The sequence below is a fragment of the Aquimarina sp. TRL1 genome, from assembly GCF_013365535.1.
In the GTDB taxonomy this organism is placed as follows: Bacteria; Bacteroidota; Bacteroidia; order Flavobacteriales; family Flavobacteriaceae; genus Aquimarina; species Aquimarina hainanensis.
Window position 1 is genome coordinate 3,138,974 of record NZ_CP053590.1, and the last position, 15,504, is coordinate 3,154,477.

At 34.1% G+C, this 15,504-nt stretch carries 11 protein-coding genes; 1 reads left to right on the forward strand and 10 read right to left on the reverse strand.

Annotated elements, in window-relative coordinates; all coding sequences use genetic code 11:
- Positions 1 to 198: 198 nt before the first annotated feature.
- From HN014_RS12690 to HN014_RS12715, 6 genes are all read right to left on the reverse strand, one after another.
- Entirely contained in the window at positions 199 to 795 is a 597-nt protein-coding gene (locus HN014_RS12690) for a hypothetical protein (protein ID WP_176029233.1), read from the reverse strand.
- Entirely contained in the window at positions 776 to 1,675 is a 900-nt protein-coding gene (locus HN014_RS12695; protein WP_176029234.1) for a hypothetical protein, read from the reverse strand. The genes HN014_RS12690 and HN014_RS12695 overlap by 20 nt, the downstream gene beginning before the upstream one ends.
- 86 nt (positions 1,676 to 1,761) lie before the next feature.
- Positions 1,762 to 2,163, reverse strand: a complete 402-nt coding sequence (gene tssD, locus HN014_RS12700; RefSeq protein WP_176029235.1) for a type VI secretion system tube protein TssD — start codon at positions 2,161 to 2,163, stop codon at positions 1,762 to 1,764.
- 636 nt (positions 2,164 to 2,799) lie between these two features.
- The gene (locus HN014_RS12705; RefSeq protein WP_176029236.1) at positions 2,800 to 3,486 is read right to left on the reverse strand and encodes a hypothetical protein; all 687 of its coding nucleotides are present in this window, start codon (positions 3,484 to 3,486) and stop codon (positions 2,800 to 2,802) included.
- Between the two features lie 1,022 nt (positions 3,487 to 4,508).
- Complete coding sequence (locus tag HN014_RS12710; protein ID WP_176029237.1) at positions 4,509 to 5,273, reverse strand: DJ-1/PfpI family protein; 765 nt, start codon at positions 5,271 to 5,273, stop codon at positions 4,509 to 4,511.
- A 106-nt stretch (positions 5,274 to 5,379) separates the two neighbouring features.
- Positions 5,380 to 9,030, reverse strand: a complete 3,651-nt coding sequence (locus HN014_RS12715) for a T9SS type A sorting domain-containing protein (protein WP_176029238.1) — start codon at positions 9,028 to 9,030, stop codon at positions 5,380 to 5,382.
- Between the two features lie 683 nt (positions 9,031 to 9,713).
- Here HN014_RS12715 and HN014_RS12720 point away from each other — a divergent pair.
- On the forward strand, positions 9,714 to 10,316 hold the full coding sequence (locus HN014_RS12720) for a PAS domain-containing protein (RefSeq protein WP_217704329.1): 603 nt from the start codon (positions 9,714 to 9,716) through the stop codon (positions 10,314 to 10,316).
- 283 nt (positions 10,317 to 10,599) lie between these two features.
- On the opposite strand, the gene HN014_RS12725 is transcribed toward HN014_RS12720, so the two are convergent.
- From HN014_RS12725 to HN014_RS12740, 4 genes are all read right to left on the reverse strand, one after another.
- Complete coding sequence (locus tag HN014_RS12725; protein WP_176029239.1) at positions 10,600 to 11,715, reverse strand: nuclear transport factor 2 family protein; 1,116 nt, start codon at positions 11,713 to 11,715, stop codon at positions 10,600 to 10,602.
- 138 nt (positions 11,716 to 11,853) lie between these two features.
- Positions 11,854 to 12,894 carry an AraC family transcriptional regulator gene (locus HN014_RS12730; RefSeq protein ID WP_176029240.1) on the reverse strand — a complete coding sequence of 347 codons (1,041 nt, stop codon included), beginning with the start codon at positions 12,892 to 12,894 and terminating at the stop codon, positions 11,854 to 11,856.
- 51 nt (positions 12,895 to 12,945) lie between these two features.
- The gene (locus HN014_RS12735) at positions 12,946 to 13,512 is read right to left on the reverse strand and encodes a hypothetical protein (RefSeq protein ID WP_176029241.1); all 567 of its coding nucleotides are present in this window, start codon (positions 13,510 to 13,512) and stop codon (positions 12,946 to 12,948) included.
- A 15-nt stretch (positions 13,513 to 13,527) separates the two neighbouring features.
- On the reverse strand, positions 13,528 to 15,399 hold the full coding sequence (locus tag HN014_RS12740) for an ABC-F family ATP-binding cassette domain-containing protein (protein WP_176029242.1): 1,872 nt from the start codon (positions 15,397 to 15,399) through the stop codon (positions 13,528 to 13,530).
- Positions 15,400 to 15,504: the final 105 nt, after the last annotated feature.

The window sequence follows — 15,504 nt, forward strand, 5'->3', positions numbered from 1 at the left end:
TACTTCACGTGTAAATTTCCATTCAGGACCAAAATCCCATGAGTTCATTAAATCATTATAGTAGTGTTTATAAAAATCATTCTTTTAAAATATTCATACAAAACTTATAAAATCAAAAATTGATATGGTGAAAGAATCTCATCAATAATTAATCGCCTAAAATTACTAGATTCCTTTTTTAGAGAGAATAATCAAACTTCACTTACAAACATTATTTGGTTTTTCTTTCTCTTCTAGTACATAAGGGGATTTGATAATATTAATTTTATTGATATCTACTTTACAAACAAAACAGTTCCATGCAATAAAATCATTTAACCTATTTGTGTTTTCAGATGCTAAAACAATATTATCATCTTTTATGAGGTTGTTTTGCTTTAGTTTTTTTAAAACATGCTCTTTGTTAGTGTTTGTCTCAGATTCATTATAGAAATAAATTACATTCTTTCCATTATAGTTAAAGATGGAAAAATCATAAGGTATTTGATCATCTTTTAAAAGTTTATCAAAAACATATATCGAAAATTCATAAGTTTCCTTGTTTTCTTTTTTGAGTAATACATTTACATATAAGGGAGTGTCTAGCTTTTTTCTCATTTCTTTGATGTAAAGCTCCGCTTTTTGCTTCATTAAGTCATGTAGCTTTTCGGGTATTATCTGAAGTACTTTCTTTTTTTTTCTAAACTTTATGTCTTCTTTTTCAGTAGAAGGAGCCTCAATACAAGAAGAAAAAACTAAGACTATGATGTGTAATGCACTAACTAGTAGAGGTTTGTTAATTTTTCCAAATATCATATTTTCCGTTTTTTCGTATAAACCCTAAATCGTTCCAACCTCCTAAGATAACCCCAGGAACTCCAACTTTTTTTGTGAAATTTATATCTCCTTGAGAAGGTCTAGCATTTCCATATCCTGCGTGTATAATTCCAGGGTGTGTATGAAACCAACTATTAGCTCTTTCAAAATTATATCCTATCTTATATATATTTCTATTAATAAAGTTCTTTCCATTATTAATAAAAGAGACAAGGGAGGGAGCGGAATTGAATTTGTTTTCTTTATACGGAGTGATATAAATATTGTCGAAATTTTTATAATCATCAAATATAAACCCACCAATTTCTTTATCTACAGCAATAGATAAATCAGAGATTAGATTTATATAAGAATGAAAATCTTTTTTGTTTAAAACATCTAGATAGAGTCCTTTGTTTCGAATATTTAAACCATCTGATAAAAAACCTTTGTTAACAGTGCCAATTTGTACAGATTCAGAATCAAGCAGTCTATCAAAATTGTCATTAGTAGTTTTTATCAATTCAATAGATCCATCTTTATTAAGCCGATAATCATCCTCTGGTTTAGATACAGAAGATTGATTTTTTTTTGTCTTATTATTAAAGAACCATTGGATTTCCTTATCAACAGTATTGGTGAAATAGGAAGAGATATAATTGCTTAGGTCTCGTTTGCTATAAAATAAATTTTTATATGTTGTTTGAATTTGGAATAAAGCATGAGAATGGGCAGCGCGAAGGCTGCCTTTTAATTTTTTACGTGTCAAATCAACCTCTCGCTGATTTTCTAAACTATTGTTCAATGATCGCTTTATCGTACCTCTTAAAATAGTACGTAATTGAATGTTTGCTTGTTGTAATTCTATAGATGTTTTCACGTGTTTGTCATTCAATGATGTGTGTAAAATTCTTGGTGAACCTTTCTATAGAGAAGAGGTTTTAAGTGTTTTGGCTAATACAGTTATTATGCACTTGGCCAATTATTGACATGCTCATCATTTGCACCAATTTTAATTCCTTTGGCACTAATGTGTAAACTCACAGACATAGGTGTTTCATCTTCTGCGTCAAAATTTTTGTTGTAACGCAGGCAGTACGCTTCATTAAATTCGATGTTTTGCTCTACAGACATGGAATTACTTTTTATAAAAGTAATTTTTCCTCTTTTATGTTCATTAGGAGATAAAGCCCATTGTGCAAGCATATCATCTGTTTGGCGGTCTACCTGTAATCGAATGGTAAACTGTCCGGCAATTGGTCTGGCAGAAGGTCGACCGGTTACATCACTGTCTTGAGCAATATCTATCGAACAATTGAGAATAACAATCTCTTTGCCGTCAATTTCTAATCTGGAATAAAAAGACATAAATAATAGTATTTAAAAAAGGGTTAACATTATATTGTTTTGGCAATTGTGCATACGATGCCATCTTTTTTATACTATAGATATGCGCGTTTATAGAGGGGTAAACATTCACCTATAGTATGTTCTTTTGTTTTTCAGAAGTGGCTCTTTACTATTGATATGTATGCGTATACCATATCGATCATTCATTAAGCATATCGAATGTAATCATATCAATAGCTGTACTACATAAAAGAAGTGTACATTTCACTTTTTTTAAGGAAAGAACACATCCGATAAACAAGGAATAAAGAACGTAAGCTAAAAATACTTTATTTATAAGAAGGAATCAATAAAAAATGACTTTTTTCGATCTAATGATGTATTGTATCGATAGAGGTCAGGTGTCTATCTTATTGGATGTAGGAATTTCTTTAAGTTTTTTTTATAAAATATAATGGTTGTTATGTCAGAAAAAACTGTATAGGTTTGAAAAAGAGAAGAAAAGGTATTTTCCGAGGAAACGCGATACAGTAAAATAGATATAGTATACTACAGAAAAAGTCAATTAAATAATAAAATAGGTATGAAAAAAAATCTGTAATATACTATATCGTGTTAGGGTAGGGGTGATTGGGAGGTAGCATTGAGAGTTGATTAGTTTTCTATGTTATAGGTGTTTTCTGTTTCTACCTGTTTTTCCAGCCATGCGATTTTGCTAGGTTTGTTATAAATCGTATAGGTGTTCAGGTGGGGTAATCCAATAAATTTAACCTTATTGATTCCAAATGCATAGGAACTCTTAATAACCCATCTTCCCTGACCACTACTTTCATCATGTGTATCGATGACAGAATAGTTTCTGTTGTAATAATGTTCTTTTATTTTTTCGAAGGTGAGCTTCCCGAAAGTGATGATAATTTCCGGATCTACAATTTTTATAATTCGATCTATAATGGCCAATGATTTTTCCAATTCGATTTTATCAATTTTAGGCTTATTATATGTTCGATACATAAACAGGTGGGTAATGCATAATTCCTGAAGATCCATGTTTAGGATTTTACCAATGGTTTCGAGATTTTTTTTGAACCGATGTGTTTTTCCGTTTTCCCAATCTGCCACATAGGGACGGTAGTTATCGGTTTCAAAGTGTGTTAAAGATTCCAAAATAGTAGTAGGAATCGCATGAGGATCTCCTCCGGGATTAAGCCCAATCATAAGAAACTTCCCCTTTTTCAAGGAGCGGGCATGACTGTATAATAGTGTTCCGCTTTTATGAGCAGTTTCTCCTAGAGTGGATTTTACAAATTCTTTAAAATCATTTAATTCTGATGTATCCATATAGACGATTTTTTTCTATCAATAGCATCAATCGTTTCAGAAATAATACTACTGCGCAATCTTTTTATCTAATAGTTATTATTACTAAGCTATAACTTGCTGTTCATTTTTTCTTACGGAAAACCGTAATGCAAAAAATTATACAAGAGTTAGCAAAGTGTATAAGGCGTCAGTTTATGAGGATACAGGTTGTGGGGTACAAGCAGATCACAGGTTATTAGTAACAGGCTTAGGTTTTTATACAATAATATATGAAATAGAAACAGGCTTTATTATAAAGGAAAGCAATCTACGCTAACCATTACACATGTTTTATAAATATCCGGGAGGTTGTGATATTGAGCACAGGTGACCACTATAGGACCATTGTATTCAGAACAACGGTTTCTATGAATACCTCCACAAATGAGTTTCTGTTCGGATTTTGATAATTTTCTTGCTGATTTTAAGAGTAAATCTTTCATAATGTGTTAAAAAAAATAAATAGTGTGTATCGTATATTGATGAATATTGATTCTTTTGCAGGAGCTATGTAGCAGGTGTTTTTGACAAAGCTTGCAGATTTTTCAAATGGTTCTTGTACAATATGTATTGTTTGTTTTTTGAGTTTTTAGATTTGAAAAAAGAGAGCGTGGCATCAGAGCTGACAGGGATACCAATTTCTAGTAAGAAACTTTTATACGATTTGGGAATATAGCAGTTGCCATGTAGGTGTAATAAGGAATATTTCTGTACAGAAAAGAATTGATTCAGAGTTCTTTGAATACAGGATATGGTTACCCCTTTAATTAAGGAATTTACTATTTGTCTTTTCATTTAGGTTTATTAGTTTTTTAAATAAAAACACTGTTGGGGTATGATTTCCATTATAAATATAGGCAAGATTCTATTATTTTAGAAGGATTTAACGTTTTATTATTAAGACAGATAGAGAGTTTTAATGTAATAATAACAAGAATGTCTTCCAAAAACATCGTGGAATCCCTGTAAATAAAGGTTTCTCTTTTTGTATCAAAAACTACTTACTTGTTAATAAGTAAATAAGGAATTTTATCCAAATTCCAATCGATGACTAGTCCCTTGGCTAATGATTTAGCAATTGCTGTTCCATATAGATATTCTGTAAGATATAAGGCAGCTTCAAAACTTTTGGCTCCTCCGGAAGAGGTGATATATTTTCCGTCATGAACAAAAAACACCTGTTCTCTTATATCCAGATGTGGGAATTTTTGACGCATTGTATCAATATCTCCAGGAAAAGTGGTAGCGACCTTACCATCTAATAATCCGGCTTGTGCCAATACAAAAGCTCCATCACAATGCGAAGTGACAAAAGAAGCTTGCTCCGCAGTTTTTTTTACAAAATCAATCATATCCGTATCATCTAAGTCAGTATCCAGATGATGTTCAGCACTGGGGATTACCAGAATGTCGATATGGGGTAATGTATCTTGTCTGTAATTAAAGTCAGGGAGTAATCGCATCCCTTCAAAAGTTGTAATAGGTTCATGAGTATTTGCCACTGTAAATACATTCATCGGTTTTATATTTTTCCTGAATATAGTATGCTGGAAAATGTCATATGGAGCCGTCAATTCTGTATTGTAAGTTCCATCCATGATTAAAAATGCGACATTGTATCGGTTAGGAGCTAATGTAACAGTAGAGGAGGACTGCTCTTTTTGTTTTTTAGGAACCTCCGTACAGTGACTTAAGAGGAAAAAAAATAATAAAAACCATAAAGAAGATACGTTGTTAGTATTGATTATTTTATAGAACAGGTTCATATGGCTGGATTAAAATGTCAGCACTAAAGATACAACTTGTACTAAAAAATAGAAAAGTGCTGACATCTTATGTCAGCACTTTTAGGTGCTTAGCGAAGCTAATGTATCAACGTTTTATTATTTTAAAACGTTCCTGGAATGTATTTCCTGATATTTGTATAATATAGATACCAGGAGCTACATTAGAGGCATCCCATGTCCATCGTTCCTTGAGGTATACATCTTTATAAGTAGCAATTTCATTTCCTGAACTATTGAAGATCTGAATACTTGCTTTTGTTGCTCTTTTTTGTTTTCTCAACCCTTGGACATCAATAACAAATTGACTGGAAGAAGGATTAGGCCAGACATACTGACTGTTCAAAGTAGTTAGTGGATGTTTCTCCTTGTTAGGGATATCTCCTTCTACAGATCCGAATAATTGGAAGATGTGGTCTTGAGGTTGTTGCCCAAGAACAATGGAGGCAGGTGTCCATTCCTGGAAAATACCACTTCCATATAGATCTATATTTGATCGGAAGTTGGATTCGTGCCCAATACCGCCTTCTTGTGTTGTCCAGTTCCATTCCAGGTAATACGGATAAAAGTTAAGATGTGGTTGTACAGATATCCAATAATGACCAGAAGATAAAGTAATAGGCTCTGAGAAGTTGATGTGTATATTGCTTTCTTCTGTAGTAAACGAAGAATCAGTAAGGTCTTGTTTGATAACTTCTTTTCCGGGAACTCCATTGTTGTCTTCATATATGACAAATGTCACTTTTGAAGCTTCTATAGCAGTTCCGAACCCATGAGCTACAACTTTTTCTATATTCCAGCTACTTCCTTCCGGGACGATCAAATCATCGGCACATTGCGTATATGTATTGGTATCTGTATGAAAGTTAGACGATATTATGAATGTCGGAGCATCAATTTGTTCGTAGATCCCTGAAGGAATTACATTGACTGTGAATCCGGTAGTGGTCTTTTCTTTTTCTGAAGAGGCGTGTAATTCAATGCTGGATTTTCCAAAAGTATCTTTGGTATAGGTGATTGTTAATGTATTGTCAACCAGCTTTGTTTTTACAATCTCAGGATGAGAGTTGTTAACTTTTATTGAGATTGGTTTTTGCTGACTATGTTTGAATACATCTTGAATGTCTATCTCAATAGTTCCGTCTTCTATCCCGTTCACAACTTGGTTTTCCAGGAATTTATTCACTTTTAAGGATGGGGTAGGGAATGGAAAAATCATGGGGAGTTTTGCGCTATATACACCATTTCCATGAACCGCCAGTGCAATCAACCCATCTTTTCGAACTTCAATATCCTCAGCTATATTATTTCCAATTCTGAAAGATTCTTTAAACCACTTGGTGTTTTTGCCATTTATATAAGTGCTGTAATATAAACCTGTACTGGTCGCTACGATTATTTTTTGGAAATACTGACCAAAAGACTGTTCGCTGCTCCCAAAAAAAGCTGCTGCTCTAACAGAAGGACCATTTCCACTGCCGTCAGGGTGTTCTTCTAGGTTACCACTGATATCTGTCCAGGAATCACCGGCATCATCTGACAGAAAAACACTGGGAATACCATAGTTAGAGAAAACAGCAATAACACGATCTGCATTAGAAGGATCAACAGCAATGTGGTTGATGAATCCAGTTGGGAGTCCTTTATCTGTTCCTCCAACAGATACAACCTGATAAGTATCCAGGTTCGCATTGTCTATGCGGTAAATATTCCCATGGATTGTTCCGTAATACAGCCGGTTGGCAATAGGGTATGTAGAAACCGACAGCGCAGAAATAAGCTCATTTTGTGGAAGTTTTGTTTGTTTCATAGGACTCCAGTTGATCGGAGTACCATTTCTGTTGGCATAATCTGTAGGTGGAATTTTGTCTAGATTATTATTGCGCCACATCATGTTATTTACAGGTAGATACATGATGTTGTCATTATTAGGGTCAAGCGCAAACTTAGTGTGAAATAATCCGGAAAAAGGAGCTGCAAAAGAAGGTTTGACATTGGTTTCAGAGGTTTGTTTTCCTGTGTCATTATATGTTTTCCTGTATACGCCTCCACGTTGTACAGACATATATTTTGTTTTGCCATTGTCAGCAAACGCATTATCCATTCCATCTCCTCCAAAAATCTCTTCCCAGTCTGTTTTGGGAGTATTGGTATTGGTATACCATGTTCCGTTATCCTGAAAACCTGCTATGATGTGATCCGTTTTACTTTGGTGATTAATTGATATAAAATAGGGCTGTGTAGTGATATATCCATTGTTTAAGGAGGTCCAGGTTACAGGAAATCCTTGATGTGTAGCCGTGATATCCTGTGTAATCTGTACTCCTCCGTCATTTCCTGATAATACTTTATTGGGATTAGAAGGGTAGAATACAAGAGCGTGTTGATCCGGGTGTTGATTTTTATATATGTAAGAGGAAGTAGGATCATCAGGATCGAGTATGGGGCTATATCCTCCAATCCAATCTTTATCGGTAATCGGAGTAGCAAAACCATCCGTTGATCGATATAGATCTGTTCCTCCTAAAAAGATAAGTTCTGGATTCGTAGGGTGGATTTTTAAAACCATGTTATATCCTCCAAACAACTCCAATCTACCAAACCCTCCATTAGTAGGGAGGTTTTGTGTATAATCAATCCATTTTTTTTTGTCGGCAAGGTATTTGTACAAAGCTGCCTGGATATATGGAGGCTTATTTTGATTCGCAAAAGAGAGAAAATAAACAGTGGACTCTAGAGAAGGAGCAATAGCGATAACGGATCTTCCATAGGTAGCCGGGAACCCTTCAGGGGTGATATTAGTCCAGGTATCTCCATGATCATCAGAGGAGAAAAAGCCTGAATTCTCCCCATTACCAGATGAAGTAGAGGCATATAAAAGACCTGTAGTACTTACTGTAATATCTGTCTGACCGTTTTGGTCGATCGGAAGGATTTCTTCAAAAGTTTTTCCTTCATCTTTTGACCGTAGAATCCCTTTTGCGGTGGCTACATAAAGATAACCATTTACAGGGCTAACAATAATAGAAAAAGATATTTCAAACAAAGAAGTCCCAGGGGTGATATCATTGTCATAAGTGGCAGGAAGTAACGACCAGCTCTTTCCTCCATTTGTAGATTTATAGACTCCGTCACCTTCATAAAAAGCTCCAACTTTTCTGGCAGAATTACCTAGGGCTTCTCCAGAAGCATAATACCAAATATGTTCTTTTCCAGGTCTGGGATCTTGTGTGATACAAGTAATACTGGGAGATTGATCCATTCTGGTGACTTTTTTCCAGTTTTTTCCACTATCAACAGATCTCCATAATCCTCCGGAGACTCCTCCTGCCAGAATTATGTTCTCATCGGTTCTATCAATAGCTAATGCTCTGGTTCGCCCTCCAACATTATAGGGACCTCTGTTTTTCCAATAATAGTAATGACCATTTTTAGTTTTGGAAGAAGACATCATTTTTTGTATGTCTGTTCCAGAAGGAATTTTTGAAGAGAAAGAAAGTTCTTTGCTCCTGATACTCGAAGGAATTTTATTGGTTAGTGGATTCTTTAACCTTTCATACTCGAACTCCATCCGCTGGATTGCATTATCTCTCCGGTGAGACTCTTTTGCTTTTTTTGATTGAAGTTGACTGTCGTACAGTTTTTGAGCAGGTTGTTTTTGCGCATGTAATGAATATTGCCAGCACATTAGTAAGGCAAGGTAGATACAGCTTTTGAAATTTATAAATGATTTGTGCATGAAAAAAATACTTTTAAGGGGTTAATGTTGAGATAAAATTATAGAATCAAAGGAGGATAAAAAATGTTGTAATTCGCTATTTGTTAGTTATTTAACATTTGTTTGGGCTTAAGCTCCTTTCGTTTTTTAGAAATTAAAAAGAAGGAATTAGGAAGGGAGAGCTATAGAAAAATAAAGGGAGTTACACTTTTTTAAATAGTTGAATTATAGTCTTTTGTGTCCGTGTAAAATGAAAAAACCTTTTTTTTGAAGTTTAACAAAGTTTAAGTTTTTTTAACGATAACGGAAAACATATTTACAATAAAATTATTAGGAAAAATAATGCAAAAAGGGAGTTTTTTTTGTGTAACTGTCTGTTAATTAGTTGGTGAGTTGCTGTTTTTTAATCGTTTTTAAAGAAGGAAGATACTTTGGAATGCTATTGCATTAAGAAATTTGTTTTACCTGATACTTATTACTAAACGATTTTTTAGGGAAAAAGAAAGGGAGTTTTTTTCTTTTAGTATACTGCATTCTGTTCTTTTTTTCTTTTGAAGGAAGGTGTTTTATAAGAATCGTGCTGATTTGTTTTGGTAATATGGCATATTCATTTGTTAATATTGCTTAAATATGATTTATGTCATAGTCCTTCCTCTATGTTCCTCATAGTTTTGTAGTCTACTAATTAAAATCTGATAGAAGATATGGAAACTATGAAATATCCAACCCCATTGGATGAAGAGATTATTTTGGATCCACAAGAAACAATCATGAGCAAGACAAATCCGCATGGAACGATTGAGTATGCGAATGATTATTTTATGAATATATGTGGATACGAAGAACATGAATTGATTGGGAAACCACATAATATTATCAGACACCCCGATATGCCTAAAGTTATTTTTAAATGGCTATGGGAACGTCTCAAAAAGAAAGAAAATATTCATGCATTGGTAAAGAACCTGGCTAAGGATGGTCGTTATTACTGGGTGATTACCGATTTTGAAGTGAAATGTAATGAATATGGAGAGATTGATTCTCTTTTTGCCAGAAGAAAAGCACCTCCAAGAAAAACCATCCAGCTAGTTAGAGAATTGTATAAAAAACTGCTGGCAATAGAGAAAGCAAGTGGTGTAGAAGTCTCTGAGAAATATTTAATCGGTTTTCTGGAAGAAAAAGGAAAAACCTATGATGAATTTATAGAGGAGGTTTGTTTTATGGATAAGGAAAAAGAAAAGCCACTAGATCTTAAAGATCTGCAGTATCACAAAAGAAAAGGGCTTTTCGTAAGATTGTTTAGATAATATAACCATTGCTAATGATGAGTTGATGATTACTTTTTGAAATAATAGCCATAGCACATAGTGAATGCATGTTATCTGAATGCCATAATAAGCTATTGGGATAAACTGATTGATCTTATGATCTGAGGGGTCATCAGTTTATGAAGTACAGTAGGATTGTTCTTTTACTTTCTTGTAAAAATCAAAATACCCTTTTACCCTTGAGAGAGGAATCCGTTTGTGTCTTCACAGTTCAGATAATGGCGAAACAGCAAGTATGTACATACTTGCTGTTTTTTTTGATTTATGATTTTTTGAGTAATTCTGTTATTTTTTTAGCAACAGCAGTAGATGATTGCGCATTTTGACCCGTAACCAGACGTTGATCCACTTCGATATGAGGAGTATTTCGTTTGGAAAATTTAAAAATTCCCCCATGGTTTTCGATAGTCTTTTTGATCAGAAAAGGAAACTCTTTGAAATAAGGAGCATCTTTTCTTTCGTAGTCATCAGGGTATCCATTGACTCGTTTTCCTGATACGAGGTATTTTCCATCTTTTGTTTTGAGGTAGGCGATTCCTGCGGTACCATGACATACAGATGAAATAATCCCTCCCTGTTCTTCATAAACATGCATACTTATTTTTTGAATCTCCTTATTGGTAGGAACTCCGTACATAGCACTTCCCCCACCTACATAATACACCGCTTTATAGTTAGAAGCTTCTATCTCTATCGGTTTTTTTGTGTGTCCCAGGGCATACATGAAGTCACTGTTATATAAGTATTTTTTATACATAGGTATAGAAGTATTGATGTATGAAACAGGAATGGGACCTCCATCTGGACTGACGAAATCTATAGAATACCCCTCGCTGGCAAATACCTCATAAGCATTGACAATTTCAGAAAAACTGTTTCCGGTATAAAGATCAGAAGTTCCGTAATGATCTGCATTAGATACAATAAAGAGGATGCGATCTCCTTGTTTATTGGAGTTTTCTTTAGTCGCTGATTTACTCATGATTTTCCATTGCCCATCCAGTTTTTTTAATAAAAACAAGTCAGTGAAACGAATGTTCTTTGCTGGAATTAGAATTTCTACTTTGGCTGTTGCGATGTCGTTTGTTTGATCGATAGAAATGATGTTCCCAATACGTCCGTTAAACTTCCCTTTGCGAGCATCATTGTCAAACCAGGAGATGTATTTTTTTGAGGGGACAACCCTTAAAGCATTGTCTTTTCCGGAGAGGTAGAGGTTTGCATCTGAATAAAAGGCAGCAGCGATACGCTCGATGTTATTGTACGAGGTTCCCTGGATATAATGTTGTAAACAGGTATATATTTCTTCTTTCTCACTCTGGGCATTACTCAGATAGAAAAAGAAAGACATAAGAAGTAGGCATGTGTAATTTTTCATTATCGTTTATTTTTTGTTACGACAATGGTACTGCTTAACAACTTGTTTTAATCAATAAATTATAATTCTGTAGTACGGATTTATAATTTAGTAATGTTTTTTTTATGGGTAATGATTTGTTTTTTAGTGAGGTATGGTTTAAGGGGCTAAGTTTTTTCTAAAAGAGGCAGGTGTCATTCCGGTTATTTTCTTAAACGTAGCATAAAACGTAGATTTGGAATTAAAGCCGCATTCATATCCAATAGCTTCTATTGTCAGTTTAGGTTGATGTTCTAATAGGTGTGTTGCTTCCTTTATTCTGTATTCATTGATATACGAAGAGAAGGATTTTTCTGCATTATCATTGATTAATTGAGATAATTTATGAGGAATAATATGTAGTTTTTTTGCTACTTCTGGAAGCTTTAAATTCGCATCTTTATAGAGTTGCTCCTCAGTCATAAGACACGCTAATTTTTCTAATAATATAGAAGCTTCTTTATTGCTTATTTTTTTATCAGCATATTTAATAAAAGGAGACCTGGTAATTACAGATTGTTTTTTTCTATAGAAAAAGGTCAGTAATAAAAACAGGTATATAATAAAAGAAAAAGACAAAGCGCCTGCTATATACGAAGTGTATGATGTTGTGTTATAAGCAACCCAGATAAGGATGTTACCAATGTAAATACTAATGATCCAAATATCAATACTTTTTCGGGTATTTTTGAGAAAAGAATAAAAAGTATGTCTTAAAATGTATCCTGTGGCAATAATATATAACAGCCATTGCAAATAGATGATTTTGAATATATATGTCTGCCATGGGCGAGGGTATGTCTCGTATGGATATAGAATTCCCATAAGAATAATTAGTAGCAAAATGGGGGTAAAATGATATCCCCAATATATTTTGGTAGCCCCATTGTTAAGCATGGATTTGACATAAAAAAATAAAGAAGGTCCGATAAGGAAACATGCCGATAAGCCTATTTGCAAATATATTTTGGCTAATTCGGGATTGAAATAATAAAAAATAGACTTGCCAATCCTAATACTGAGACTGAGTAACAAAACTCCTAAAAAATAGTTAGCTATTTTTTTAGGTCTGGCATATACAATAAAATAAATACCTAATAATATTCCGTTAAATGCCCCAAGGGCACTAAAGAAAAATAGTAATTGATTACTCAATTGCATATGGTGACTATTCTATATTTGATTTGAACAATAAACAGAATAAAGGTAAAATTATTTTCGTATTATAAAATCCTCTTTTGCCTGTTCTTTCCTGAAAAAAACAAATCCCAGATTAAAGGTTTCTATTGTTACTCTTGTTTTTGCATGTGTTTTTAGTTGTTGCCACTGATCGATCGATTGGGAAGACTGGTGTATATTAGTTATAAGTAAAACGGTATCATTATGAGTTTTAGAAATGAGCTGATCTAATAGTTGCGGAGTAGCAGATTGTCTATGGACACAAATCATGTCATAGTGCACGTCGGAGTTGATTTCTGACGTGACAGTAAGTGTGTTTTCTATAGTTACAATAGTCGATATGATAGGGGAATCCTCTATGATCAGAACTGTTTTGCATCTTAGAAAACGTGGAAGTCGGTTTAGTAATCGGGCGGTTTTTATAGTCAGCTTTGCCGGTTTTCTTTTTCGAAATAAAGAAGCGATTGCTCCATATGATGCATGTGTGGTTTTATCATAAAAACATCGGGTGACCAGCTGATAAATAAAAGGGGAGTGTACCCCATGTTGATTGGTAGACCTGAGAATAAACCGGAAATAGTGTTGTAACCTAAAAAACATATAAATGTAGTGGACTTATAAATCCATTTTTTCTGATAGTTCTAACCATCTCATTTCTTTCTCTTCAATATCATTGATGATTACTTTTAGTTTTTCAGATTCTTTGCGAATGGTATCGGTATCCAGGTGTTCTTCCAGAAACTTATTTTCTATTTCCTTTTTCTGAAGTTCTAACTTTTTTAAATCTCTTTCTATTCTGTTGTATTCTTTTTGTTCGTTATAGGACAACTTGGAGTTTGCATCTTTCTTCCAGTTGTTTTTTGTTTTTGGAGTTTTTATTTCTTCTTTAGAAGGTTGCTCCGGGGATTTACTATTTTCATAAACTCTGTAATCGGTATAGTTCCCTGGGAAATCCTGAACAATCCCTTGACCTCTGAAGACGAATAAGTGATCGACAATCTTATCCATGAAATAGCGATCATGTGATACCACAATCAGGCATCCGGGAAAATCCAGTAAGAAGTTTTCTAATACATTAAGAGTAACAATGTCCAAATCGTTTGTTGGTTCATCCAAAATCAGAAAATTCGGATTTTGAATCAAGACAGTACATAGATAGAGTCTTTTGCGTTCACCACCACTTAGTTTTTCGACGAAATCATATTGCTTTTTTCTGTCAAAAAGGAATCGCTCTAATAATTGTTGTGCTGATATCTGTCGTCCTTTTTTCAAAGGGATATAATCCCCAAACTCTCGGATGACATCAATTACTTTTTGACCTTCTTTGATGTTGATTCCTTTTTGGGTATAGTATCCGTACTTTACCGTATCCCCTACGATTATTTTTCCCTGATCAGGAGGGAGAGTCCCGGTAAGCATATTGAGAAAGGTGGATTTCCCAGTTCCGTTTTTACCAATAATTCCAATGCGCTCTCCTTTTTTGAAAACATATTCGAATTGGTCTAAAATAACAAGATCTCCAAATTTTTTAGAAACTTTATGAAGTTCAAGGATTTTACTTCCCAGACGTTCCATGTTAATTTCTAATTGAATTTGATGATCATTTCTTCGTTGATGTGCTCGTTTTTTTATCTCGAAAAAATCATCAATTCTGGATTTGGATTTGGTAGTTCTGGCTTTGGGCTGACGACGCATCCATTCCAGTTCTTTTTTATATAGTTGCTTTGCTTTTTCTGTAGCAATGTCTTCATTCGCTATTCTGGCTTCTTTATTGTCCAGATAATAAGCGTAGTTTCCTTTGTAGCTGTATAGTTTTCCGTTTTCTAATTCTACAATTTCATTACAAACATTTTCCAGGAAATAGCGATCATGAGTCACCATAAATAAGGTGAAATTTTCTTTGGCAAAATACTCTTCGAGCCATTCGATCATTTCCAGATCAAGATGGTTGGTAGGTTCATCCAAATATAAGAGATCAGGCTTGCTCAGTAGAATATTAGCTAGTGCTAATCTCTTTTTTTGTCCTCCGGATAAGAGACCTACTTTCCGGTCTAATTGTTCGAGTTTTAATTTGAAAAGTACCTGCTTATATTGAGTTTCAAAATCCCAGGCGTTTAATGCATCCATCTGTTCGAAAGCTTTTTGATATCCTTCCTGATCGTCTGGGTTTTTTAATGCATTTTCATAATTGTTGATTACTTTGAGAATGTCATTGTCTGCAGCAAATATGGTTTGCTCAATAGTTAATTCAGGGTTGAGGTCTGGTTCCTGAGATAAAAAAGCAACTTTTAGATTTTTTCTGTAGACGACTTGTCCTTTATCAGGCAATTCTCCTGCGGCAACTATATTGAGTAAGGAGGTTTTTCCAGTTCCGTTTTTAGCGACAAAACCTATTTTTTGCCCTTCGTTAATACCAAAGGATATATTCTCAAATAAGACACGTTCGCCAAATGCTTTTGCTATATTTTCTACTGATACGTAATTCACAAATTCGCTGTATTAATCTTGAACTTTTCTAAGTGCAAAGAAACTACAAAAAAGCATGAAATCTAAAGAATTTGCATGCTAAGTGAGATTTAAAGATGCTAACGC